The sequence below is a fragment of the Psychrobacter proteolyticus genome (assembly GCF_003350005.1).
GTDB classification, from domain to species: domain Bacteria; phylum Pseudomonadota; class Gammaproteobacteria; order Pseudomonadales; family Moraxellaceae; genus Psychrobacter; species Psychrobacter proteolyticus.
On the sequence record NZ_QLKS01000003.1, the window covers coordinates 429,758 to 454,583 of the forward strand.

At 43.2% G+C, this 24,826-nt stretch carries 21 protein-coding genes and 1 riboswitch; of the genes, 10 read left to right on the top strand and 11 right to left on the bottom strand.

Annotated features, from left to right (window positions below):
• The first annotated feature begins 120 nt into the window (after positions 1 to 120).
• Positions 121 to 1,494, top strand: a complete 1,374-nt coding sequence (gene argH, locus DXK30_RS08960; RefSeq protein ID WP_114701548.1) for an argininosuccinate lyase — start codon at positions 121 to 123, stop codon at positions 1,492 to 1,494.
• Between the two features lie 317 nt (positions 1,495 to 1,811).
• Complete coding sequence (locus tag DXK30_RS08965; protein WP_057757820.1) at positions 1,812 to 2,102, top strand: oxidative damage protection protein; 291 nt, start codon at positions 1,812 to 1,814, stop codon at positions 2,100 to 2,102.
• 96 nt (positions 2,103 to 2,198) lie between these two features.
• On the opposite strand, the gene phoU is transcribed toward DXK30_RS08965, so the two are convergent.
• The 5 genes from phoU to pstS form a co-directional block, all read right to left on the bottom strand.
• Positions 2,199 to 2,981 (bottom strand): phosphate signaling complex protein PhoU, encoded by a 783-nt coding sequence (gene phoU / locus DXK30_RS08970; protein ID WP_057757817.1) that lies wholly within the window; start codon positions 2,979 to 2,981, stop codon positions 2,199 to 2,201.
• 119 nt (positions 2,982 to 3,100) lie between these two features.
• Positions 3,101 to 3,937, bottom strand: coding sequence for a phosphate ABC transporter ATP-binding protein PstB (pstB, locus tag DXK30_RS08975; RefSeq protein WP_101204716.1), 837 nt, complete (start codon positions 3,935 to 3,937; stop codon positions 3,101 to 3,103).
• Positions 3,938 to 4,109: 172 nt separating this feature from the next.
• Positions 4,110 to 5,015, bottom strand: a complete 906-nt coding sequence (gene pstA / locus DXK30_RS08980; protein ID WP_101204644.1) for a phosphate ABC transporter permease PstA — start codon at positions 5,013 to 5,015, stop codon at positions 4,110 to 4,112.
• 61 nt (positions 5,016 to 5,076) lie between these two features.
• Positions 5,077 to 6,030 carry a phosphate ABC transporter permease subunit PstC gene (gene pstC / locus DXK30_RS08985; protein ID WP_114701404.1) on the bottom strand — a complete coding sequence of 318 codons (954 nt, stop codon included), beginning with the start codon at positions 6,028 to 6,030 and terminating at the stop codon, positions 5,077 to 5,079.
• Between the two features lie 209 nt (positions 6,031 to 6,239).
• Complete coding sequence (gene pstS / locus DXK30_RS08990) at positions 6,240 to 7,406, bottom strand: phosphate ABC transporter substrate-binding protein PstS (RefSeq protein WP_114701405.1); 1,167 nt, start codon at positions 7,404 to 7,406, stop codon at positions 6,240 to 6,242.
• A 292-nt stretch (positions 7,407 to 7,698) separates the two neighbouring features.
• Positions 7,699 to 7,843, top strand: a riboswitch (TPP riboswitch).
• Between the two features lie 248 nt (positions 7,844 to 8,091).
• On the opposite strand from pstS, the gene thiC reads away from it, so the two are divergent.
• A complete protein-coding gene (thiC, locus tag DXK30_RS08995; protein ID WP_227670777.1) occupies positions 8,092 to 10,206 on the top strand; it encodes a phosphomethylpyrimidine synthase ThiC in 2,115 nt (704 codons plus the stop codon).
• A gap of 125 nt (positions 10,207 to 10,331) precedes the next feature.
• Here the strand turns inward: thiC and DXK30_RS09000 are convergent, their stop codons facing one another.
• Together DXK30_RS09000 and DXK30_RS09005 are read right to left on the bottom strand one after the other, a co-directional pair.
• Positions 10,332 to 11,222 carry a fructose bisphosphate aldolase gene (locus DXK30_RS09000; protein WP_114701406.1) on the bottom strand — a complete coding sequence of 297 codons (891 nt, stop codon included), beginning with the start codon at positions 11,220 to 11,222 and terminating at the stop codon, positions 10,332 to 10,334.
• A 175-nt stretch (positions 11,223 to 11,397) separates the two neighbouring features.
• Positions 11,398 to 12,246, bottom strand: a complete 849-nt coding sequence (locus DXK30_RS09005; protein ID WP_114701407.1) for an EamA/RhaT family transporter — start codon at positions 12,244 to 12,246, stop codon at positions 11,398 to 11,400.
• A 369-nt stretch (positions 12,247 to 12,615) separates the two neighbouring features.
• Here DXK30_RS09005 and DXK30_RS09010 point away from each other — a divergent pair, with 369 nt between their 5' ends.
• The 3 genes from DXK30_RS09010 (at position 12,616) to DXK30_RS09020 (ending at position 16,145) form a co-directional block, all read left to right on the top strand.
• A complete protein-coding gene (locus tag DXK30_RS09010; RefSeq protein WP_114701408.1) occupies positions 12,616 to 14,532 on the top strand; it encodes an ABC transporter ATP-binding protein in 1,917 nt (638 codons plus the stop codon).
• Between the two features lie 84 nt (positions 14,533 to 14,616).
• Positions 14,617 to 15,507, top strand: coding sequence for an alpha/beta fold hydrolase (locus DXK30_RS09015; protein WP_114701409.1), 891 nt, complete (start codon positions 14,617 to 14,619; stop codon positions 15,505 to 15,507).
• Between the two features lie 20 nt (positions 15,508 to 15,527).
• Positions 15,528 to 16,145: an alpha-ketoglutarate-dependent dioxygenase AlkB family protein gene (locus DXK30_RS09020; RefSeq protein WP_114701410.1), complete on the top strand. Its 618-nt coding sequence runs from the start codon at positions 15,528 to 15,530 to the stop codon at positions 16,143 to 16,145.
• A gap of 32 nt (positions 16,146 to 16,177) precedes the next feature.
• Here DXK30_RS09020 and DXK30_RS09025 read toward each other — a convergent pair whose 3' ends face one another.
• From DXK30_RS09025 to DXK30_RS09040, 4 genes are all read right to left on the bottom strand, one after another.
• On the bottom strand, positions 16,178 to 17,035 hold the full coding sequence (locus DXK30_RS09025; RefSeq protein ID WP_114701411.1) for an EcsC family protein: 858 nt from the start codon (positions 17,033 to 17,035) through the stop codon (positions 16,178 to 16,180).
• 195 nt (positions 17,036 to 17,230) lie between these two features.
• Positions 17,231 to 18,262, bottom strand: a complete 1,032-nt coding sequence (locus DXK30_RS09030) for an NADP-dependent oxidoreductase (protein WP_114701412.1) — start codon at positions 18,260 to 18,262, stop codon at positions 17,231 to 17,233.
• 186 nt (positions 18,263 to 18,448) lie between these two features.
• Positions 18,449 to 19,204 (bottom strand): endonuclease/exonuclease/phosphatase family protein, encoded by a 756-nt coding sequence (locus tag DXK30_RS09035; protein WP_114701413.1) that lies wholly within the window; start codon positions 19,202 to 19,204, stop codon positions 18,449 to 18,451.
• 193 nt (positions 19,205 to 19,397) lie between these two features.
• Positions 19,398 to 20,510 (bottom strand): AOC03_06830 family ribosome hibernation factor, encoded by a 1,113-nt coding sequence (locus tag DXK30_RS09040; protein WP_114701414.1) that lies wholly within the window; start codon positions 20,508 to 20,510, stop codon positions 19,398 to 19,400.
• Positions 20,511 to 21,000: 490 nt separating this feature from the next.
• Here DXK30_RS09040 and DXK30_RS09045 point away from each other — a divergent pair, with 490 nt between their 5' ends.
• The 4 genes from DXK30_RS09045 (at position 21,001) to DXK30_RS09060 (ending at position 24,758) form a co-directional block, all read left to right on the top strand.
• Positions 21,001 to 23,211: a M3 family metallopeptidase gene (locus DXK30_RS09045; RefSeq protein WP_114701415.1), complete on the top strand. Its 2,211-nt coding sequence runs from the start codon at positions 21,001 to 21,003 to the stop codon at positions 23,209 to 23,211.
• Entirely contained in the window at positions 23,212 to 23,469 is a 258-nt protein-coding gene (locus DXK30_RS09050; RefSeq protein WP_114701416.1) for a YheV family putative metal-binding protein, read from the top strand.
• 142 nt (positions 23,470 to 23,611) lie between these two features.
• Positions 23,612 to 24,160, top strand: coding sequence for a hypothetical protein (locus DXK30_RS09055; protein WP_114701417.1), 549 nt, complete (start codon positions 23,612 to 23,614; stop codon positions 24,158 to 24,160).
• Positions 24,161 to 24,194: 34 nt separating this feature from the next.
• Positions 24,195 to 24,758: a hypothetical protein gene (locus DXK30_RS09060; protein WP_114701418.1), complete on the top strand. Its 564-nt coding sequence runs from the start codon at positions 24,195 to 24,197 to the stop codon at positions 24,756 to 24,758.
• The last annotated feature ends 68 nt before the right edge of the window (positions 24,759 to 24,826 follow it).

Consider the following 24,826-nt stretch of genomic DNA (forward strand, 5'->3'; position numbering starts at 1 on the left):
TCTTCAAAACCTAGTAATCCTGAATCAAGTAAAAGTTCATCTAACTCTAATTTTAGCACAGATGCTCCTATAACAAGTATCACAACGCAGACTGCGCCTGCTAGCAGCCAGGGCCAACAAATGTGGGGCGGACGCTTCAGTGAAGCGACAGATAGCTTCGTTGCTGCTTTTACTGCTTCTGTGGGCTTTGACCAGCGCTTTGCTCGTCACGATATTCAAGGCTCGATTGCGCATGCAACGATGCTGAAAGAATGTGACATTTTAACTGCTGATGAAGTTGCCACCATTATCGATGGCCTGCAGCAAGTATTGCGAGAGATTGAAGCGGGTGAGTTTAACTGGTCGATCGCTCTGGAAGACGTGCATATGAACGTCGAGTCACGTTTGACTGACATTGTAGGTGCTGTTGGTAAAAAGCTACACACTGGTCGTAGCCGTAACGATCAGGTAGCCACAGATATTCGCCTATGGTTGCGTGAAGAGACTGATAATATCATTGAGTTATTAGTACGCTTGCAAAGCGGTTTGCTTGATTTAGCTGAGCAGCATACCGATACTATCATGCCAGGCTTTACTCATTTGCAAACGGCACAGCCTGTCAGCTTTGGGCATCATGTGATGGCATGGTTTGAGATGTTATATCGCGATACTGAACGTCTTGTCGATGCACGTCGCCGTATCAATCAGATGCCACTTGGTAGCGCAGCGCTTGCTGGGACGACTTTCCCAATCGACCGTACCATTACTGCTGAATTACTAGGTTTTGAAGGTATCTGTCAAAACTCACTTGATGCTGTTTCAGACCGTGATTTTGCGATTGAGTTTACTTCAGCGGCTTCTATCCTGATGATGCATATGTCACGCATGAGCGAAGAGATTATTCTTTGGATGTCAGCACAATTTAATTTTGTGCAGATACCAGATCGCTTCTGTACGGGCTCATCGATCATGCCGCAAAAGAAAAACCCTGACGTACCTGAGTTGGTACGCGGTAAAGCGGCGCGTGTTTTTGGTCAGTTGATGACTTTGCTTAGCCTAATGAAGAGCCAGCCGCTCGCCTACAACAAAGACAACCAAGAAGACAAAGAGCCTTTGTTTGATTGCGTTGATACGTTGACAGGTTCACTATTAGCGTTTGCTGATATGCTACCAAATATCACGCCAAACAAGGAAAGCATGCGTGCTGCGACGATGAAAGGCTATGCGACTGCGACTGACTTGGCAGATTACCTAGTACGTCAAGGTGTGGCATTCCGTGACGCTCATGAAGTCGTTGGTAATGCTGTTGCTTTAGGCATCAAAGAGGGTGTTGATCTAAGTGATTTGTCATTGGCACAGCTACAGCAATTTAGCGATGCTATCGGTGAAGATGTCTTCGACTATCTAACGCTAGAAGGCTCATTAGCAGCTCGTGACCATTTAGGTGGCACTGCGCCAAACCAAGTCAAGCAGGCGGTGGTCAATGGCCGTGCTCGCTTAAAAGCTTTTGCCTAATCAGTAAATTACAGACAATAGCCAACTTGCCAATCTAAACTTAACACCCGCTACTTATGCGGGTGTTTTTATTTGTCTTATGACCTTTGCTGGTTTAGCCAATTTCATTTTCAAAATATCACTAGCTTTAAGAACTTAAATAAAAAAATTAAACGCAGATAGTATTTGTTATAGACCAACTACCAGAGACTTTATAACAAATGGATAGAGGTCTAATGATGTACATTAGTACCCTTTGCTAAATCTACCAAGACCGTTATCATAGACTCATATGATATTTGATTTAATCACTTAATATAATGAATAAGGAATGCCTTATGACTGAGACTTTTAACCCTCAAGCAAATACTGTGTTTTGCCGTAAATATAAGCAAGATTTACCGAAAATGCCGCATCCACCCTTCCCTAACAAGAAAGGCCAAGAGCTGCAAGAGACCGTATCTGAAAAAGCGTGGAAAGAATGGCTTGAGCATCAAACGATGCTTATCAATGAGAATCATCTAAGCATGATGGATCCTGCTGCTAAAAAGTTTTTAACAGAGCAGCGTGATAAGTTCTTAGACAACGAAGACTATGAGCGCGCACAAGGTTGGACACCAGAAAGCTAGTGTTTAATTACCTTCTACTAGCTACATTTAGTAGTTATAAAAAAACGCGCTTACTATAGCGCGTTTTTTATAAGGTAAAAACCACAGCCTTTCCTATCAACCTTCATCACTATCTGATGTTTCTAGCTCATTGGCTGACAACGTACTAACTTGACGAGCAGCTAAGCGATCATTGGCTTCTTGTACCGCTTTTTCGACCATGGCATAGTCTGAATGACGCACGTCTTGTCCACTGATATAGTTAATCACTAGCTCTGCGACATTTTGTGCATGGTCACCGATACGCTCTAGCGATCGTAATATCCACATGATATTGATGACTTTTGATACGTGGCGCGAGTCTTCCATAATATAAGTCATCAAAGCACGTATGGCTGACTGATATTCGGTATTGACCGCGCTGTCATTACGCATCACTTCAAACGCTTGCTCCGCATTCGATTGACTAAAAGCTTCTAACGAGTTGTTTAGCATCAGACGAACTTGATTGCTCAGATGCTGAACTTCAGCGTAGCCGTATGCTGATTTACCTTCTGCCGCTATTTTGCTGGCCATTCGCGCAATCTTTACTGCTTCATCACCGATACGTTCCAAATCAACCACACCTTTACTGATCGACATGACTAAGCGCAAATCACTGGCAGCTGGCTGGCGTTTGGCGACCAATAATAAAATGTGCTCGTCGAGTTCGACTTCCATTCGATTGATATCGAAGTCCATATCGATGACTTCTTGTGCCAGTGTTTCATCTTTATCGATAAGAGCGTGAATGGCTTTGGCCACTTGGTTAGCCGCGCTATCACCCATATATAAAAATAAACGGATGGCTTCATCAAGATCTTGGTCAAAACTTTTGGAGATATGCTTATCACTTTGCATGAGAGGTATTCCCTAGAATCTATATTTTAATAGCGCGATGTGCTTGTGAAGTTAGAAAGTCGGCTTATGACATGCTAATCAGCTTTGTCTGCTTGTACCGATTTCAATCTCAATCAATGTTAGCCATAACGACCTGTAATATAGTCTTCTGTCGCGGTTTGGGTAGGTTTGGTAAATATCTGATCGGTCTCACCCATCTCAATCATATCACCCAAATACATATAGACCGTGTAGTCAGATACGCGCGCTGCTTGCTGCATATTATGAGTGACGATAGCGATGGTGTAGTCGTTTTTCAGATCTTCGATCAAATCTTCGATAGCACCCGTCGAGATAGGATCCAGTGCTGATGTCGGCTCATCGAGTAGCAGCACTTCAGGCTTGGTCGCCACACTACGGGCGATACACAGACGCTGCTGCTGACCACCTGATAACGACAGTCCTGATGCTTTTAGCTTGTCTTTCACTTCTGGCCATAGCGCTGATTTTTTCAGTGCCCACTCGACGCGATGATCCAGCTCGTCTTTGCTTAATTTTTCATATAATCGTACGCCAAAGGCGACATTGTCATAGATTGACATCGGGAACGGCGTTGGCTTCTGAAAAACCATACCAACTTGTGCACGCAGTAAGTTCACATCGATGTCTTTACCCAAGATGTTTTTGCCATCTAAATTGATGTTGCCCTCTGCACGCATACCTGGATATAGATCGTACATGCGGTTAAAGGTACGCAGTAGCGTAGACTTACCACAACCTGAAGGACCAATAAAAGCGGTCACTTTTTTATCAGCGATATCGATATTAATGTTTTTTAATGCCTGAAAATCATCGTAATAAAAGTTTAGATCTCGAACTTCCATTTTTGCAGCAGGCATGTTCTTAGGAATATCTTGAATCGTTTGCTTATTAAAATCAGCAGTGTTTGGTTGCTGAGCTTGTGCGCTAGTAGACATGGGTCTATTTAATAGGCTGCCTGTTGCCGTATTAAAGTTGTCAGCAGTCGTGTTCGTACGGACGTTGCTTAGGACATCATTCATAATATTTCAACCTAGCTCAATTAATTTCATATAAGTTTAAGTAAATGCTTAGCGTGTAGCGTACTACAGTCTGGTCTGCTCTCAGCCCTTATTTGGGCTGACCTCTACCACCGATAAATCTTGCCAAAATATTCAACACTAGGACAGACGCGGTAATAAGTAGTGCTGCCGCCCAAGCCAATGTATGCCAGTTGTCATAAGGACTCATCGCAAACTGGTAAATGGTATTGGGTAAGTTAGCAATAGGCTGACCCATATCTGTACTGAAGTATTGATTGTTAAGTGCGGTAAATAGTAACGGTGCTGTCTCACCAGTGATTCGAGCAAAAGCCAATAGCACACCTGTGGTCAGTCCCGCGCGCGCAGCTTTCACAGTGACCTGAGTGACCAGTTTCCATTTAGGAGTACCTAGCGCGTAAGCTGCTTCGCGTAGACTATTAGGTACCAGATTCAGCATGTTTTCTGTCGTACGCACGACCACCGGAATAACAATCAATGCCAATGCCAACGCGCCTGCCCAACCAGAGAAACTTTGACCTTTTACCATCAGTGCATAGATAAATAGACCGATGACAATCGATGGCGCTGACAATAGAATATCATTTAAGAAGCGTGTGACCTTGCCCAGCATACTGCCTTTAGAAAACTCAGATAAGTAAATACCTGTCATAAGGCCAATAGGTGCACCGATAAACAATCCTGAAAACGCCAACATGACCGAACCAACGATAGCATTACGTAAACCGCCTGCACTCATCGGTGGCGGCGTATCAGCGGTAAAGATTGGTAGCTGCACCATACCTTGGAAGCCTTCAACAAACAAAGTCACCAAAATCCATGACAACCAAAACAAGCCAAAAATCATCGCTGACATGGCAAAGCCTAGACCTAACTTGTTGGTCAAACGACGCTTGTTATACAGGCTTTGATTGTAACGGGTAGCGCCGTTTGGCTTAGTAGGTAGTGGTGCATTGATCGCATTGTTAGCAGGCATAATATTTATTTCCCATATCTTTTATCAATATCTATCAAGGTTCAATAAATCGGTAACAGACCTACCGATTACCTGCTTTGTGATCCATGCGCATGAGCATCAGTTTTGCTAAAGACAGCACAATGAAGGTGATGACAAATAAGATTAAGCCTAGATGTAGTAAAGACGCAAGATGTAGCTCACTAGACGCTTCAGCAAACTCATTGGCCAAGGCCGAGGTAATCGTCACACCAGAAGTGAATAGGCTTGGACTGATATTAAACGCATTACCAATCAAGAAAGTAACTGCCATCGTCTCACCCAATGCACGACCAAGACCCAAAATTACACCACCAACGACACCAGCTTTGGTATAAGGCAGGATAATTTTGAACATGACTTCCCAAGTCGTCGCACCCATGCCATATGCTGACTCTTTCAGTAAGTCTGGTACGACAGAGAAAACATCGCGCATAGTAGCGGCGATGAACGGTATGATCATAATGGCAAGTACTAGGGAGGCGGTAAACAGACCTAGCCCCATAGGCGCACCTGCAAACAGTTTACCGATAATAGGTAAAGGCCCGACGTGCTCAATAAACCATGGCTGAATGTGATCACCAAAGAATGGCGCAAATACGAACAACCCCCACATACCATAAATGATAGATGGGATACCAGCCAACAACTCAATGGCGATGCCAAGTGGTTTTTTTAGGAACTTAGGGCACATCTCGGTTAAAAATATCGCAATACCGAAACTGACTGGAACCGCGATAACAATAGCGATAAATGACGTGACTAAGGTACCGTAGATAGGCGCTAATGCCCCATATTCATTGCCGACTGTATCCCAGTTATTGCTGGTATAAAATCCCAAACCAAACTCTTGAATACTCGGCCATGCTCCAACAATTAGAGACACCAAAATACCCCCTAAAGATAGGAGGACGAGTATGGCAAACGCTTTAGTAGAATTCACAAATAAAGCGTCGTAACGTTTTTGTTTAGCCAGTTGGGACCTTAAGTCTGTCATAAGTGTCTCAGCATTGAATGGGATGAATCGAAATATTGAAAAAATGTATATTAGGTTTTAACACAACAAACTTAAACGGTATGAGTAAGCATATTTATCGAGATGTATTCATCAAATTTACTGTGTTAAAACCTCTCAAACAACTACCGGAGAATAGTTATTCGAGAGGATAACTTGTCGGTTGCTAAATCGTATTTAGCAGAAACAAATTACTGAGCTGGCTTGTAGACAGGCTGTCCATCGCTACCTTTTACTTCGTTCCACTTCTCTTTGAACAAGGCCACTGCCGTGTCAGAGAATGGTACGTAGTCTAGTTCCATGGCGCTGTCATCACCTTGGGTATAAGCCCAGTCAAAGAAGTTCAACACACCAGCGACTTGCTGAGGATTTTCTGGTTGCTTATGTACCAAGATAAAGGTCGCAGCAGCGATAGGCCATGCTTGGTCAGTTTCAGAGTTAGTGATGACTTTATAAAAGCCTTCTTGTTGTGACCAATCGATATCACCTGCTGCAGCAAACGTCTCAGCAGATGGCTGTACGATGTTACCAGCTGCGTTTTTCAGCGCAGTATGTGACATCTTATTTTGCTTAGCGTAAGCATACTCAACATAACCGATAGAGTTTTTCATGCGGTTTACGTAGCTTGAAACGCCTTCGTTACCTTTACCGCCTGCACCAGTAGCAGAGGTCGGCCATTTGACGGTTTTATCAACGCCAACCGTGTCTTTCCAGTCTGGTGAAACCTTGGCAAGATAATCAGTGAAGTTGAAAGTCGTACCTGAACCATCTGAGCGGAATACTGTTGTGATTGCGGCATCTGGCAAGGTCAAATCTGGGTTCATCGCCTTAATTGCAGGGTCACTCCAGTTACTAATCTTACCCAAATAGATATCAGCCAATGTTGTGCCGTCTAGCTTCAGTGCACCAGGCTCAACACCCTCAATGTTGACGATTGGTACAACACCACCGATGACTGTTGGGAACTGAATCAAACCTGCTTCGTCTAACTCTTCAGGCGTCATCGGGGCATCAGAAGCACCAAAATCTACTGTTTTTGACTGAATTTGTTTGATACCACCAGATGAGCCAATCGACTGATAGTTGACTTGGCCGCCGGTCGCAGCATTGTAGTCATATGACCATTTCGCATAGATAGGCTGCGGGAACGACGCACCTGCACCTGTAATATTCATAGCGATATTTTCAGCAGATTTAAAATCTGACGTAGCAGAAGATGCTGTCTGAGAGGTTGTTTCAGCTGTTGTCACAGCGCTACTGCTAGTATCAGCAGTTGGTTCCGCCGTATCTGTTGACTTATTACACGCCGTAAGCATTAATGTACAACTGACGGCCACTGCTAATAACGAATAACGCATGTAGGACTCCTGAAGTTTAACAACGGTATAAAAAAGCATTGCTTGTGATATGCGTGTTATCTTGCCAAATCTTTATGACAGTTTAATGACAACTTCTAGAATCCTTCATTCGCTTTACATAATATTTGAATAATTTGTCTACAACCTAGTAATACTAAGCATCTTCATTTATTAACACTCAAAAAATTATTCACGAAAATATTGAACCGTGTGTTTGACACAGAATATTTGTATCCAAATACCATTAGCCGTTGGTACAGAATTTTGTTAGTATGAAGGCTGATTTACAACACTGACAGACTCGGGGTGCGGTGTATTTTTGGCTCATTTTATTAAACTTGTTTTATTAAAGTAGTCGCCTTGATACATTCGCTGAGAGATCACCCGCCGAACCTGATGCGGTTAGTACCGACGCAGGGAAGTCTTAAGCACTTTGTTATTTATGACAAAGGGCGCGTAGAAATACATTTTTATCGTCACTACTGTCTTGATATGCGTGATGCATAACCGGATAAGAAGAGAGGATATCAAGCTGCGTCCAATATTTGATGAGCACCATGCGCGACGATACTTTTTGGTCGAAGTTGTGGGTTCATGATATAAACTTGTCTAAATGATGGATGCCTACCCCCGCAGATACTGGCGGTGTTGCTTTTATTCAAAAACCAACACGCTAGGACAGCATATGACTACTGCAGACACTACTTCAATTGCACCGAAAGCCCAAACGCATAACCCAGCCGACAACTCAACGCTTGCTTCAAATGCTGCTGACACGACCAACGTCAAAGCAGATAAAAAAGCAGATGCGTTAAAAACCCCTGCTCACCGTGCCGCAAGTGATGCCCGTTTCGAAGAAGATGCGCGCGACTTGCACCGTATTTTACCTGCCTCAAGAAAAGTCTATATCGAAGGCTCAAGACCTGACATCCAAGTGCCGATGCGTGAAATCAGCTTGGCTGATACGCCTGTTGGTGGCACTGGAGATAAAGACGGTGAGCATAATCCGCCGTTTTATGTGTATGACACCTCAGGTGTATATACCGACCCTAATGTCGATATCGACCTCACACGTGGATTGCCAAAACTGCGTGAGAACTGGATCGCAGAACGCGGTGATACCGAGCAATTAAGCGGCCTATCTAGCTCATACGGACAAGCACGTGCCCGCGATATCAGCACTGCCAATCTTAGATTTGCTCATATTGATAAACCGCGTCGCGCCAAATCAGGACAGAACGTCACGCAAATGTACTACGCGCGCCGTGGCATCATCACTCCTGAAATGGAATATATCGCCATACGCGAAACGCAGAAGCAACATGAACTGACCGATATGCGTCAACATGATGGCGAAAGTTTCGGTGCCAATACGCCTCAAATCATTACTCCTGAATTTGTTCGCGATGAAGTGGCGGCTGGACGTGCAATTATTCCAAACAACATCAACCACCCTGAATCTGAGCCGATGATCATCGGGCGCAATTTCTTGGTGAAAATCAATGCCAATATCGGTAACTCAGCGCTGGGTTCATCTATCGATGAAGAAGTGTCCAAAATGACGTGGGCAACACGTTGGGGTGCGGATACTATTATGGATTTATCAACGGGCAATCACATCCATGAAACCCGTGAATGGCTAATCCGTAACTCTCCTGTGCCGATTGGTACCGTACCGATTTATCAAGCATTAGAAAAAGTAGATGGCGTTGCTGAAGACCTTACATGGGAGATATTCCGTGATACGTTGATCGAGCAAGCAGAGCAAGGCGTAGATTACTTTACTATTCACGCTGGCGTGCTATTACGCTATGTGCCACTTACCGCAAAACGTCTGACAGGTATCGTCTCACGCGGTGGTTCTATCATGGCGCAGTGGTGTCTAGCCCATCACAAAGAAAGCTTTTTATATACGCATTTCGAAGACATCTGCGAGATTATGAAACAGTACGATGTGGCATTTAGTCTAGGTGATGGCCTACGTCCTGGCTGCTTGCAAGATGCCAATGATGAAGCGCAGTTCGGTGAGCTACGTACGCTTGGTGAATTGACTAAAGTGGCATGGGAGCACGATGTACAGGTAATGATCGAAGGCCCTGGACACGTCGCGATGAACCGCATCAAAGAAAACATGGACTTGCAGCTTGAGCTTTGTGCGGACGCGCCTTTCTATACTTTAGGGCCATTAACCACAGACATCGCTCCAGGTTATGACCACATCACTAGCGCCATCGGAGCTGCAATGATTGGTTGGTTTGGTACAGCGATGCTGTGCTATGTGACGCCAAAAGAACACTTGGGTCTACCGAACAAAAAAGACGTCAAAGACGGTATTATTACTTATAAAATTGCTGCACACGCTGCTGACCTTGCTAAAGGTCATCCAGGAGCACAAGCACGTGACAACGCGCTATCTAAAGCCCGTTTCGAATTCCGCTGGGATGATCAGTTCAACCTAGCGCTCGATCCTGATACTGCACGTGAATATCATGATGAGACGTTGCCAAAAGACGCACACAAATCGGCACACTTTTGCTCCATGTGTGGCCCTAAGTTTTGTTCAATGAAAATCACTCAAAACGTGCGTGAATATGCAGCAGGGCTGGATAAAGATGCTGCCAACCAAAAAGTAACGCCGCAAACAGGCGACTTAACTGACGCTGGTCATCTAATCAAAGAGGTAGATACAGAGCTCGTTGGACAAGTTGGTGAAGCCACTGCTGAGGAAATTCGCCAAGGCATGGCCGAAATGACTAAGAAATATAACAACGAAGGACGCCAGTTATATAAAGAGGTGTAGGATTAATAATCCTATACTTTTGAAATAAGAAAAGCCCTACTATTTAAGTATTTGCACACTTATCTAGTAGGGCTTTTTTTGGCTTATGTACTCATGATTTATGTACGAGTTTTTATTTACTAAGTTTACACTTTCGATGCTTCATAAATCTCTTCAATTGACGTATTAATGGTATCAGCAAACTCGCTATCGCTTTGTTGCTTACTCAAACCTTCAGTAAAGGCACGCGAGAAGCTTGCAATCATACCTGGGTTTTGTTTGAGTTTGGCACAAGCATCGCTACGACTATAGCCACCAGACAGCGCCACAACTTTTAGCACTTTAGGATGGTCGATCAGCTCCTGATAAAACCTTGCTTCTTCTGGTAACGTCAGCTTGAGCATCACTTGATGTTCGTCACTTAAGCGTTCCAGATTTCGCAAGATATCTGCCTTTAGCAGTAGCTCGCACTCATGCTTTTGAGTGCTATCAATATTGACCTCTGGCTCGACGATAGGCATCAAACCTTTTGAAATAATTTGCTTAGCCACATCAAACTGCTGCTGTACCACAAGCTCGATACCATCGACATTTGGCTCATAGATGACTGAGCGCATTTTAGTACCGAATACGGGATAGTTTTTTGCTTTATCTAATAATAGATCTAGATTCGGGATTGGCTTCATAACTTGTACGCCGCTCATTTGCTCAGCCAGACCTTTGTCTACCTTTAAAAACGGTACGATATTTTTATCTTCCCATAGGTAATTGGCCGTCGACTTGCCATTGACTTCGCGCTCCATGGTGTCTTCGAATAAAATTGCACCAAGTACACGTTCACTATCAAAACAGTCACACGTCATGATACGAGCACGCATTTCATGAACCAAATCAAACATGGCCTCATCATTATCATAGTCGTCGCTGTTGACACCATAAGTCTCTAACGCTTTCGGTGTGCTGCCGCCACTTTGATCAAGAGCAGCAATAAAACCTGAACTATTTTTTATACGCTGTAATTGCTTATCGTATTCCATTGAGCTTGCATCCTATTTTTATTGGTTAAATTGAACATAATAAACTAAGCTTTTTTATTCCATACAAGCCCTGTTATTTGTAGATAACCTTACCATAGGATGATTAGTATGCCTATATAGGATACGTGACAATAAGGGTGAAAATTATGAAACCAATACTGTTGGACAGTGTGCATTACGCCAAAAATAGTACCCCTACACAGCAGACTGCCAATACTAATCCTATTATATTGATACGGTTCAACTGCTCCTTGAATACACCTACGCCAATCAATGTGGCTACGGCGATAACACCGACATTCATACCAGTGAAAACAATACTAGGAGAATCATGCAGCACTTGGTGTGCTCGTACATAAGCATAAATATTGCCCATGTTTAATGTGCCGAGCAGCAAGCCTGTCATAAGCGCTTCTTTTTGCCAACGTACCCCTGTGACAAGTAAATAGACTAAAAGCAATACACCTGCTACCCCGAAGCTAACCAGTAGAGTCAACGGAAAGGCCGCCCCTTGTTTGGCAACTTGTTTGAACAAGATATCAATAATGCCGTAGCCTGCCCATACCCCGAATAACCACAGTGGCGTATGCTTTGCTTGCCGAGTAATATCGTTATGCTGTGGTCGATAGACAAGCGCACCTAATGCCAGAAAACCTAACGCCAGTCCAAGTATACGTGTACCAGTCAGCACCTCACCGAATAGCAAAAAAGCCGCTACGATAGGAATAATAAGTGATAAGCGCTGAGACGCGTCGGTTGCTACCATCCCTACCGCTTCAACGGCCCGTCCCAGAATAATAAATACGGCAGGTAATAGTATCCCAAGCGCGATGATGATTGCCCAAGCGCTATCAAGCGCATGTATGGCACCTACATCAGGTTTTAGTAACACCCAAGTCAGTAAAAAAGCCACAGGATAGCCTGCCACGATGGTCTGACGAATATCTATATTTTTCTGGCGCAATATTTTCAAAAGTACGGAGACGGCGACGCTACATAGCACCGCTATTATTAAATACATCATTCACTGCTACCTTTTGAACTTCAATGTTGAGTTATTACTGTTCGTATATTTATAAAAACCATTAAATAAGATGCCCGCTAATCAGCTGATTTTCGCAATAAAATCATGCTTATAAAAGCAATATTTAAACTATAAATAAGTTTGGATATGGAATGTAACAAAATATTTTTTCTACAGCAATCTATTTATTATGGTTATAACTGAAGCTCTCAAAACCTAGCTATTCTTAAGCAAATTACAATTAGCATGCAGGTATGATTAGTAATTTTGCTAAAATAGCACCTAATCCCAATCACAAAAGTAAAGATTCTAGATAACGAGTCCTCTCGTTCATCTTGACGTACTGCTATTGACGTTTTATTACTGCCTATGAATGCTTTATTTCGCTTTTTCGAAAACCGCCTACCCGCCTTTCCAGATACACCTATGCCATTGCCATCACCTCGCGATGGTATGCTGAAGTTTTTGTGGGCATGTACCAATGGCCTACGCGGCTGGCTACTAATCTTTATGATTTTGTCTGCTGGTATCGGTATCTACGAGGCCATGCTGTTTGCTTGGATAGGTAATATCGTCGATTGGTTGGGCGTTTATACGCCGCAAAACTTATGGGCAGAAAAAGGCGATATGCTGCTCATCATGCTCGCTGTCATGATAGTAAGCCCATTGTGGATTGCCCTGTCATCGTTTATCCACTTTCAGACCTTGCAGGGTGTGTTTCCTATGCAGATGCGCTGGCGTTTTCATCAGCGCATGCTTGGGCAATCCATGCAGTTCTATCAGGATGAGTTTTCGGGACGTGTCTCAGCTAAGGTAATGCAAACAGCCCTAGCAGTACGCGATACCGTGATGACTGTTACCGATATGTTTATGTATGTCTCTGTCTACTTTATCACCTCAGGGGTGATTTTGTTTAATTTAGACAGCTTACTACTCATTCCTTTTGTCATTTGGCTCGTCTTAGTTGCCATCACCATTTGGTACTTTATCCCCAAACTCAAGGAGACAGCCATTGTGCAAGCAGATGCGCGTGCCTTGATGACGGGAAGAATCACTGATGCTTATGCCAATATCATGACCGTAAAGCTATTTAGCCATTCGCGTCGTGAGCTGGGCTACGCCAAAAATGCCATGGGGCAATTTCTAGGTACGGTACATGCGCAGATGCGCTGGGTCAGCTATTTAGAAGTATCGACACATCTTATCAGCGTGATCTTGGTCAGTAGTACGGCAGGTATTGGGTTGTACTTGTGGCAACAAGGCGCAGTTGGTGTTGGTGCCATTGCTGCTGCGACTGCGATGGCATTACGTTTAAATGGTTTGACGCGTTGGATTATGTGGCAGACAGCCAGTTTGTTTGAGAGTATCGGTACAGTTCAAGATGGTATGCGTACGTTATCAGCGCCGCAGACAATTATTGATAAACCTGACGCGCCAGCGCTAGCCGTCACGGACGGACGCATTGTGTTCGACCATGTTGACTTCAGTTATGAAAATGACGAAGAAGACAATGGCCAAACTGGTAAGCCTATTGATAGTACCAACATCGCTAAGCGCGCTCCTAACTCATATATCAAACTGTTGGACAACTTCCACTTAGATATTAAGCCGGGTGAAAAGATTGGTTTGGTTGGGCGTTCAGGTGCTGGTAAATCAACTTTAGTTAATTTGCTATTGCGCTTCTTTGATGTCGATAGCGGTAAGATTCTGATTGATGGTCAGGCTATTGATGCGGTTACGCAAGAATCGTTGCGCCAACAGATTGGTATGGTGACTCAAGATACCTCGTTGCTACATCGTACTGTACGTGAAAATATCGCCTATGGTCGTCCTGATGCTACTGATGAAGAGATTATGATCGCTGCCAAACAAGCTCAGGCATGGGATTTCATCAAAGATTTGTACGATGATAAAGGCAATACAGGACTTGATACCCAAGTGGGTGAACGCGGAGTCAAACTATCTGGCGGTCAACGCCAACGTATTGCTATCTCACGTGTTATGCTAAAAAATGCGCCGATTTTACTTTTAGATGAAGCGACCAGTGCGCTAGATTCTGAGATTGAATATGCCATTACCGAAAGCTTAAATGACATCATGACCGGCAAGACCGTTATTGCTATCGCCCATCGCCTGTCTACTATTGCGGCACTGGATAGACTGGTCGTTATGCATCAAGGCCGTATCATTGAGCAAGGTAGTCATGATGAACTATTGGCATTGAATGGTGTCTACGCTCGACTGTGGCAACGTCAAAGCGGTGGCTTCTTAGGTGAAGATAACTAGGATTCATTAAGTCAGCTCAATCATAAAAAGCAAAGCTACGAAAAACAAATCACTCAAAATAAGCCACAAGGAAGTGTTTATTTTATGGAAGCATTCACAAACCGCATTAATCTTAGCGGAAAGCAGGCACGTTACTACGACCTTAGCCAGCTTAATCAGCCGTTAGATTCAAGCTCTACTCCTCGCACGCCAGCACATTTTTATAGTGGCAACAGTTTTACCGTTGGCACTTATACACCGCTATTAAGTAAGCTAGCCACTGAGTTTGATATTAGCTCACTTGCCCTACGTGGCTACTGGTATGATAAGCCGCAAAACCGTCGTCTGACGCGCGAGCAAGATGCCGACATGCTGATTGAGTTTTTAGAAAAGACCCAAGATAAGCCTGTCGTAGGTATTGGTCATTCGCAAGGGGCGACGGCCACAGCGATGGCAGCTGCCAAACGTCCAGAGCTGTTTTCGCAGTTGTACCTGATCGAACCTGTCACATTTACCAAACACCAAGCCACCTTATATAACCTTTTGCCACGCTCTGTACTACTGAGCCGCGAGCCTTTCAAAAGCACGTTAACCAAGCAATCTACTTGGCCAAGTATCTATAGTTATTACGAGAGCCTACGTGCGCAGCGTGCTTATAAGCGTATCAGCGATGAGCACTTGCAAGTATTTGCTGAGCAAAGCTTGAGCAAAAATGCAGATGGTAGCTATACGCTTATGTTTGCACCAGAACAAGAGCTGGCCAATTATTTTGGCGCACCTCATATCGATGCCGCACTCAAAAAACTACGCTGTCCCTACACGTTGATTACAGGCAAGCCTACCCTGTTCATCAATGACAAAGTACGAAAGCAATGGAAAAATTTTATCCCAGATAGCAGTCTTATTTCGTTGTCAGATTATGGTCATCTATTACCAATGGAAGCTCCTGAACTATGTGCTCAAATCATTAACGAGCACTACCAAAGCAGTAAATAAGGATTTACAACAACTGAATTATGACTGATCTCTTTGCCCCTGCACCCACGGATAATTTACTACCCTATGATGGTAAGGTGAATGATTTAGGCGTGATTATCGACGATGCCATTGCCCTTTATAACACTCTACTAAATGAGCTACCGTGGCAATCAGACATCGTGACATTATTTGGTAAGACCCATATAACCACTCGGAAAATTGTCTGGATGGGAGACAAAAATGCTAATTATCAATACTCGGGACACGTGCGACAAACCGTTCCGTGGTCAGATAAAGTGTTTCACGTGAAACAGAAAATCGAGCAAGATTTAGCAGAGATTGGCATCACCGCTAATTTTAATACCTGCCTGCTTAATTACTATCCTTCTGGCGCTGATGGTATGGGCTATCATGCCGATGACGAAAAAGAGCTCGGTCATCAACCAGTCATCGCCTCCTTATCGCTCGGTGCAACACGTAAATTTGTTTTTAAACATAAAAAAACTCAAGACAAAGTTGAACTTCATCTTGAGTCTGGTCAGCTCGTTGTGATGCATGGTGATACACAAACCTTTTGGAAGCATACGATTACTAAGACAAAGACGGTCGATGCTGGGCGAATCAGTCTAACGTTTCGGCATATGCTTACATCTTGATACTATCGCTGACTTAACGAGTCATCTAATTCTTACGCGAGACGATCTAAAAAACGCTCACGATAACACTGGTAAGCAGCTTCACACACATTGGCAGTGTAGCTAGCATTAACACCACCTGCGACTACTGCGCCTACCGCTGGAATGATTTGCGCCGCTTTTGTCTTAACGATGTTAGTGGCTACTTTAGTCGCTGTCTGACGCAGTACACGAGACACGACTTCTTCATTAATCTGATTGAATGCCTGAGTTTCTGGATCTTTAATCATCGCATGAGTGTCATCTAACGCCGCTTTACGCTCCTCAACAGAGGCAGAAGTTGCTACAGCCAACAAAGACATCGCAAATAGCTGTTCGCCTTCATTATTGATATCAAAGCCATAGTACGTTGCATACTCTCCAATCGCACGTAGGTTGGCTGTAATAAGCCCAACGACATCAGCAGGGATACCTGCCCAACCTACAATCCCTGTAGTCACCCCTTGCGCACTGGTTAGCGCTACATACTTGCTTTTGAACAGCTTAACTTGTTTATCTACAACAGCAATGGGTAGACGTTTAATGTCGCCAAGCGTTTTGATAGAGAAGTCGTTAATATCTGCTGCCTCTTGATAGCTATCGATAACGTCTTGAGTGTCCAATGTCCAGTTGGCCGCATCACTCAAAGCACTAATCGTTTCCTCAGTTGCTTTTTTTAGAGAGTCGCCAAATTGTGGAGCTTCCATCAACGCATCACCGGCTGCTACCACAGGGGTATTAAGCATTGCGAGCGTCTTATCCAAAATCCCTTTATCAGGGTTCTTCCATGCTTCTATCTCTTCACGGACTTTGGATTCATAAGCAATGTGGTCATCTGTTTTTTCATTGCTGGTCTTATTGTTGATAGTCATATTATTTCCTTTATTAGTATCGTTCGCTTTCTATCCTATGATAAATAAGCAAAGACTACAGGGACGTTCTGTTGTTCAAAATAAAACTTTTGTATGATTTGTTAAGTCATCAGTTAAGTTTACTGGGTTTCAACAGACATCCCCTTACTAATAAATCCTACCAAACACTACCTCATACTTGGACAATCTTGACATTCACTCAGCAGCGGCCAAGACAATCTTGCCAAAAGCATCGCCTTTTTGTAGCTCGTGATGCGCTGCAACAACTTCTGAGAGTGGATAGGTTTTTTGAATTTTTAAAGTTAAATTACCATCGGCCACTTCCTGTAAAACACGCGCCATATCTTGACCACTACGCTGCGCTTTATAGCCTGCTACTGCCAAGTCTTTTTGCTGACCGGCTTCTTTGAGCTTATCAACCCAAATAGTTGGTAGCACATTCACTCGGGCGCCTGACTTGAGTACGCTAAGCGCGCGGACACCTGCTTCATTACCGACTAAATCAAGTAGCACGTCGGCTTGCAGGTCAGGGAACGCTTCATCTTTTGTATAATCTATCCAACCCGCTAGCTTAGATACGTCTATCAACTCATCAAGCTTGGCGTACTTTTCTGGTGAGCAAATTACCGTCACCTTGATGTTATCTTGCGCCACTTTATTCATAAGCAGTTGGATTAATAAATGACCAACACCGCCTGCTGGTGCATTAATCACCACATGCTCGTCTGTTTTTATATCAGCGAAATCTACGAATTGTAGCGCCGTTTGTCCGATACAAGGCAAAGCACCTGCCTGCTCTAAAGTGACATTATCTGGTACTTTCGCAAGTAACTTGGCATCTACTGCCACATATTGCGCGTAGCCACCACCGCTAAAGGTCAAAGCCGCTACTCTATCGCCGACAGCAAACTCATCGCTATTACTGCTGACTACTTCGCCTGATACATCAAATCCTAAAATAGCCGGCTGATCATTCTCAAACTTATCTTTACGAATGTTTTCTGCACCCCAGCCTTTACCTTGGCGGGTCTTATAATCGACAGGGTTAATCCCAGCATAGGCAATTTTTACCAGTACTTGGTCGTCCTGTAGCTCAGGGACATCAGCACCATCTTGGTATTTCATGACTTCAGGCTCACCGAACTCGCGTATGAGTACGGCGTGCTGAGTCTTAGGTATGTTATGGTTAGCATGGTGATTATTATCAGTAGTAGACGCTGTTGCCATCGTAGAATATCCTTATATTTTGTTTATTAGGCTGTACTTATTATTTATTCTCTTGAAAGGTTATGCTGTTAATAGCACTTTCAATCGAGAACATGGTTAAGCAATAATACGATCAATAAAGACAATTGTTCATACATTGATAGATTGCCAATATAATACATTTAGACGAATTATTATAGTTGGGTATTAAGGCAGAATCAGCTCTGCGCTAATGGGCAGATGGTCTGATAGCGATGACCAAGGTTTTCCAGTGTGAACCCAAGCATCCTTCACAAGCAAATTGCGCACATAAATACGATCTAAGCTGAGTACTGGCAGTTTTGCTGGAAAGGTTGGCAACAGCTTGCCATGACAATGTTTGAACGCTTCTATCATACCGAGATCTGATGCCAGTTTGTCACAAGACATCTTTTTCCAATCATTAAAGTCGCCTGCCAAGATAAGTGGTTGATCCGGCGCAATCTCATTTCGAACATAATCACTAATCGCTTGATACTGCTTGATACGATCTCGCTCAAATAAATTTAAATGTGCACACAATACGACAACTGGCATCTCCCAACCGATAGGCTGTACCTCACAATGCAAGACACCGCGCTGCTCAAGCTTGTTGACCGTAATATTTACATTGTGTTTGGGATCTAGCGGGAAGCGGCTCAATACTGCATTGCCGTGGTGACCGTTTTCGTACTCTGAGTTTTTGCCGTAACTGTTTTGCAGATCTAAAAATTCGCCGAACCATTCATGCTGTGATTGATCTGGGTACTCGTTATATTGCATATTACGTTTGAGGTTTTGGCCTTGCACTTCTTGTAAACACAAGACGTCTGAACCCACAGACTCTAGCGCCTGAGCAATACCTTGCATCTTCACTTGGCGATTCAGCGGTGACATGCCTTTGTGGATGTTGTAGCTGGTTAAAACAAAAGAGGTGGTAGTCATAGTTTGGTTAGTTGTACGCTCATTATTTATGGAGTAAAGATCAATAGCTCAGCTACGATAGCACCCATAGTGATGGTAATGACAGACATAAAAAGAGCACTGGCTCGTATTGAACCAATGCTCTCATATTACACCTATGTATGATTAATGGCTAATTCATAAATGAATATCGCGCATAGGTGTCATCGTCAGATTAGTAGCGAGTTACTAGTGCTATTGGTTGATCTTCACCCATGATGTCTTGTGGCATAAATACAGCTTCGCCGCCATTGTGAATGACATGTTCGATGATTTCACCGATTGCATCATCTGTGATGCCTTCCGTAGTCGCATCATTGGCAGGGCTTAACGTTTGTGCCTTTTCATCAATTTTAGCAGACTGAATATAACCACGGCGTACATAGAGTGTCTCACCAGCCCCTTGGAAAGCACTGCGATATACTTCCTGCAAATCAGTCTGCAACATATTCGCACCGCGGGCTTTGTCGATTTCACCTAATGCAGCTTTGTGCAGCGATGTGCGATACTCTTCTACGGCTTCTTGTACACTATCTACAATATGTTGAGCACCACCGTCTTCTAGATTGGTCGCATTCGACACTGTAGCGATTATATTATCTGGACGATCACAGACTTCTTTATAGTAGCCAATATTTTTTGCATCACCAACTATAACAAGAGGCATTTTATGCTCACCCCATAGTTCTTGGACGCTTTTATCAACTTGGTTAAAGAACTCTTTTAAATGGCTACTCTCGTTATTTGATGAGCGATCTGAGCCACCGTCGCCTGTTGTATATAGACCGTTGTTTTCGACAGGGAACTGAATGTTCTCCATGTTGTTTTGTGCATCGTCATCTTTATCGAACTCTCTCACAACGCGGTCATTAGATGCTTCAATCAAACGAGCATTGTCACGAGTTAAGACCACAGTATAATAATGAACCGCACTTGCCATATCACGGACCAAGTCACGCGTAGCAAATCTATCTGAAATCACAACACGTTCTGTTGTGTCAATTGGCATACGAATAACTTGCACATCATCCGTACTAGCAAATATAGCTAACGTATCGAGATTATAATTGTGATTGAGCTCACTGATTTTATTTTGAATATTATCTAGAATGGTAGTCGCTGTGCGTTTATCGTACTCTTTCGTCAGACGATCTTCGGCAACTTTCAATTGGTTTTTTAGAGCGATAGGATCTTGCTCATTAGCTGGATGTTCACGATGCGTTTTAACAAAGATACTTACGGCAGGATTAGCTTTAGTCTCACGTAAACTTTTTAGAGTCGCTTTCATATATTGCTCCTTGTTTTATTATCGTTCATTTTTAACTTTATATATTTCTTTACTCATATATTTTTATGAGCTTGGAAATTTCTATCCGTGTTTTTCTTGCATCTTATCGGTGCATAGTATTTAAATTCCATTATCTTGATGCTAACAGCTATACCCCACTCCCTATAGGGTTAATTTGCAAGCAAATGATAGCGCTTTGTAAGTAGAGCACTCTATATTGTTAAAGAACTGCCTTATCCAATATAGCTACATATTCGGATACTTATCTTGAGAAGTTGAATCTAAATACCAGAATTTCGACATTTACTTTCAGATTGCTAGCACTGTCCTAATTACTTGAATCGTATAAAAGTGCTTAGGTTGTATTTTTACTAAATGAACCCATCTTTTATATAATCTATATATAAAATAAGAACACACTGTATATTTTAATAGTAGCCAGACTTTTCTCATTTTTATTAATAATAATTCATTGATACCGGATACCTATATGACATCTTCTCCTTTAGATTTACGCCTTGTCGATTTTGCCGACACTGCGCCACATACGTTACAAAACCAAGTGATTGACGCTATTGATGCTGCCAATATTTTTTTAGATACCTTAACCGTGATAGAAAGCGATAGCGCTGAAAAAATAAGTGCTGAAAAAATAAGCGCTGAACAAGCTTTGGCAGATGTGATGAGCTTTGACCATATTAATCTGGCATTAGATCGTAGCTGGGGCATTTTGTCGCATCTCAATAGTGTGATGAGCAACGATGAGATTCGACATGTTCACCATGAACTGTTACCAAAGCTATCTGCCTACGGTACACGAGTGGGACAACATCAGCCTTTGTTTAATCGCTATCAAACTATCGTCAATGACACAGATTTCTTTGCTACGTTAGAGCCTGCTCGTGCACGTGCAATCGAACTGGCATTACGTAGTTTTGAGTTATCAGGCGTTGCATTACCTCAAGCTGAGCAAGAAAAATTTGCCGCTATCCAAAGTGAGTTATCTACCTTGTCTGCAACCTTTTCGGACAATATCTTGGATGCGACGCAAGCATTTGCCCTACCTTTAGAAGATTCTCAATTAAAAGGTTTAACAGAGAGCGGTCTGGCACTATTGGCAGATGCAGGCGAGCAATACAAAGCGCGTGAGCTTGCTAGCGGTGCTCTTAGCCAAGCCGATATAGATGCACTTCCTACTCCTTACTATGTGGCCAGTTTAAATATTCCTGTATATCTAGCGATCATGACTCATGCGGACGATCGTAGCCTACGTGAGACGCTTTATCATGCTTATGTCACACGCGCCTCTGAGTTTGATACGCATACTAATGCAAAAGGCAACTCATTAAATAACGCTGACAACATGAGTCAAATCCTCTCATTACGTGAGCAAAAAGCCAAGCTACTTGGTTTTGCAAATTATGCTGAAGTATCGCTATCGACTAAGATGGCAGATAGCGTCTTAGAAGTTGAAACATTCTTACGTGACTTAGCAACGCAAGCAACCCCTGCTGCCAAAGCAGATTTGGCACAGCTACAAAAATACGCTAGCGATTATGGCATTGACGAGTTGCAGCCGTGGGATAGCGCTTACATCGCTGAAAAGGTAAAACAAAGTGAGTTCAGCTTATCGCAAGAGGAAATTCGTCCATATTTCCCATTACCTAAAGTGATTAATGGCTTGTTCACTATCGTTGAGCGTCTATACGGTATCCAAGTACAAGAGCAAGGTCATAAAGATGCAGGAAGTGACTCAGTCTCTCGCTGGCATGACGATGTAAGCTTTTATCAGTTATTCGATGCTGATGAGCGCTTGCTCGGTGGCTTCTACTTTGACTTATTCGCACGTAGTGGTAAGCGTGGCGGTGCATGGATGAGTGGTTTTCAATCTCGCTATAGCTACGAAGAACAGAACCATCAGCAGCTGCCCGTTTGCTTTATGGTTGGTAATTTCACGCCAGCACTTGATGGCAAGCCTAGTTTATTGACCCATGATGAAGTATTAACCTTATTCCACGAGTTTGGTCATGGCTTACATCATTTATTAACCCAAGTGACGGTCGGCGATGTCGCTGGTGTCAATGGCGTCGAGTGGGATGCGGTCGAACTTCCTAGTCAGTTTATGGAAAACTGGGCTTGGGACGCTGAAGGTATCGCGCTTATCAGTAGTCACGTTGAGACTGGCGAGCCATTACCTAAAGACAAGCTCGATGCACTATTAGCAGTGAAAAATTTCCAGAGCGGCATGCAAACGCTACGTCAGATTGAGTTTGCTCTATTTGACTTACTCATTCATGCTCATACGCCAGCGCTTAATTACGATGGTATTTTAGAGACGCTCAATACTGTTCGTAATGATATCTCCGTTATGCAAACACCTGACTATAACCGCTTTGCTAATGGTTTTAGTCATATTTTCGCGGGTGGTTATGCTGCAGGTTATTACTCGTATAAATGGGCGGAACTGCTATCAGCTGATGCGTTTAGCAAGTTTGAAGAAGACGGTATTTTCAACCCAGCGACAGGCAAAGCGTTCCGTGAATCTATCTTATCTGTTGGCGGCAGTTTCCCAGCCAAGACCAACTTTGAAAACTTCCGCGGTCGTAGCGCCAGTATCGACGCCTTGCTACGCCATAATGGTTTCACTGATGCTAAAAATATTGATGCCGCAAATACTCAAACGACTCGCGAGGTCGTTTAAATGCGTTATCAGTCACCTAGTCCTAAGCGCCGATTTTTAGCAGGGGTACGTTGTCCAAAATGTCAGGAGATGGACGCTGTGGTGCAAGTCAATATCGTCATCCCTGCCCCAGATGAGTATATTGAATGTACTCAGTGCGGACACACAGAGCACCGTCCCGACCCTGATGCCATTAGTGCAAAGAACCATTTAGAAGATCAGATGGCACGTGATGCGATGGCGACTGGCACCAGCGGCACTGTGAAATTTAAATCTTAGTTATTTAGTTTTCATATCTAAAAATAGATTAAGTTCTTTATTATTTAATGGTCTATTAAGCCTATCTATCAATAGATAGGCTTTTTATTTTGAGTTTGCTATAGTATGGCTACTTATATTCTTGACATGAATCGATCATAATATGAAACGAGAAAAGATCTGGCCTTCATCAACACACGCTTCCAAGAAAAAGCCGACCAAATCACGCCGAAAAATTTGGACAGTATTTATTTTAATACTGCTAATTATTGCCATCGGCTATTTGATTTTGGGTAAGTCTGGCACAAAATCCACTTTACCTGCTAATACTGCTACTTCAGTACCAGTAACTGAGCAAACGCCGACAGAGTCAACAACAGATAATGTGTCTGATATAGCAGATGACTCTGTGATTAACGATGGCCTACTCATGGATGAAAACTCTGGAGCAGCGAATAATGACAGTACCGTGATACCAAATCCTACTGCTATATTAGATGCGCCTCTACCAGAAAATGACAGCTTGGCTAAAGAAGAGATTGATCGTTTAGAAGATGAACGTCAGCGATTGGCCGAACAAGAAAAGTTAGCCGCTGAACAAGTGGCTATGAATAAGCAATTGACTGATATGAAGGCAGAACAAATTGCATTACTTGAACAACAAATTGCTCAATTAGAAGCAAACGACTCTAATAAAGCGACGGTTCAATAACAGTATACTTGATTTGGTTATAGAGAGGCTTACGATGGCGATTTTGCAATTCACACATGCCTCTATTTTAAATAGCAATGCACAGTTGCTTGTTTTACCTGTCAACAATGCTGGTGTCGTTTTAGATCCTGTACTCACACGAGCGAAAACTCTATTTCCTGATAATTATAGTCGCTATCATCGTGCGTGCCACGATGGTAGCTTGAGTGTTGGTAGCTGCTTACTTAATAAGCGTACACGTGAACAGGTCGGACTTGGTATCAGTAGTAACGGTAACCAGCCAAACTATATTGCCAACCTCGTGATATCAAACCATCCTTATCATCCAGCACGCACACGTTGGCTGACTACTGCCTTGATTGATTTGCAACAGCAAATAATGCCGCTTATACGTTACCAAGGCATACGCAGAGTTGCATTGCTTGCGCGGCCACTTATCTCAGGCAGACCACGTGATATCGTATCCAATGAAAGTAATATAGCAGATAATCTACCTTTAGACTGGCATGCTGATACTTTGCCATTACTAACTGAGTACTTACAAGACCTACCAAAACTTCGTATCGATATACATCTGCCTAAAAGCATTGATTTATAAATGGCCTTTTAGCTAGCCAGTCATCGTCTTTTTGGACACATAAAAAAACCGCCTTGAATACTCATAAC

Excerpts from the sequence above, each read along its gene's own strand:
- argH (WP_114701548.1), top strand. The coding sequence starts at position 121 with ATGTGGGGCGGACGCTTCAGTGAAGCGACAGATAGCTTCGTTGCTGCT.
- DXK30_RS08965 (WP_057757820.1), top strand. The coding sequence starts at position 1,812 with ATGACTGAGACTTTTAACCCTCAAGCAAATACTGTGTTTTGCCGTAAA.
- phoU (WP_057757817.1), bottom strand. The coding sequence starts at position 2,981 with ATGCAAAGTGATAAGCATATCTCCAAAAGTTTTGACCAAGATCTTGAT.
- pstB (WP_101204716.1), bottom strand. The coding sequence starts at position 3,937 with ATGTCTACTAGCGCACAAGCTCAGCAACCAAACACTGCTGATTTTAAT.
- pstA (WP_101204644.1), bottom strand. The coding sequence starts at position 5,015 with ATGCCTGCTAACAATGCGATCAATGCACCACTACCTACTAAGCCAAAC.
- pstC (WP_114701404.1), bottom strand. The coding sequence starts at position 6,030 with ATGACAGACTTAAGGTCCCAACTGGCTAAACAAAAACGTTACGACGCT.
- pstS (WP_114701405.1), bottom strand. The coding sequence starts at position 7,406 with ATGCGTTATTCGTTATTAGCAGTGGCCGTCAGTTGTACATTAATGCTT.
- thiC (WP_227670777.1), top strand. The coding sequence starts at position 8,092 with ATGACTACTGCAGACACTACTTCAATTGCACCGAAAGCCCAAACGCAT.
- DXK30_RS09000 (WP_114701406.1), bottom strand. The coding sequence starts at position 11,222 with ATGGAATACGATAAGCAATTACAGCGTATAAAAAATAGTTCAGGTTTT.
- DXK30_RS09005 (WP_114701407.1), bottom strand. The coding sequence starts at position 12,246 with ATGATGTATTTAATAATAGCGGTGCTATGTAGCGTCGCCGTCTCCGTA.
- DXK30_RS09010 (WP_114701408.1), top strand. The coding sequence starts at position 12,616 with ATGAATGCTTTATTTCGCTTTTTCGAAAACCGCCTACCCGCCTTTCCA.
- DXK30_RS09015 (WP_114701409.1), top strand. The coding sequence starts at position 14,617 with ATGGAAGCATTCACAAACCGCATTAATCTTAGCGGAAAGCAGGCACGT.
- DXK30_RS09020 (WP_114701410.1), top strand. The coding sequence starts at position 15,528 with ATGACTGATCTCTTTGCCCCTGCACCCACGGATAATTTACTACCCTAT.
- DXK30_RS09025 (WP_114701411.1), bottom strand. The coding sequence starts at position 17,035 with ATGACTATCAACAATAAGACCAGCAATGAAAAAACAGATGACCACATT.
- DXK30_RS09030 (WP_114701412.1), bottom strand. The coding sequence starts at position 18,262 with ATGGCAACAGCGTCTACTACTGATAATAATCACCATGCTAACCATAAC.
- DXK30_RS09035 (WP_114701413.1), bottom strand. The coding sequence starts at position 19,204 with ATGACTACCACCTCTTTTGTTTTAACCAGCTACAACATCCACAAAGGC.
- DXK30_RS09040 (WP_114701414.1), bottom strand. The coding sequence starts at position 20,510 with ATGAAAGCGACTCTAAAAAGTTTACGTGAGACTAAAGCTAATCCTGCC.
- DXK30_RS09045 (WP_114701415.1), top strand. The coding sequence starts at position 21,001 with ATGACATCTTCTCCTTTAGATTTACGCCTTGTCGATTTTGCCGACACT.
- DXK30_RS09050 (WP_114701416.1), top strand. The coding sequence starts at position 23,212 with ATGCGTTATCAGTCACCTAGTCCTAAGCGCCGATTTTTAGCAGGGGTA.
- DXK30_RS09055 (WP_114701417.1), top strand. The coding sequence starts at position 23,612 with ATGAAACGAGAAAAGATCTGGCCTTCATCAACACACGCTTCCAAGAAA.
- DXK30_RS09060 (WP_114701418.1), top strand. The coding sequence starts at position 24,195 with ATGGCGATTTTGCAATTCACACATGCCTCTATTTTAAATAGCAATGCA.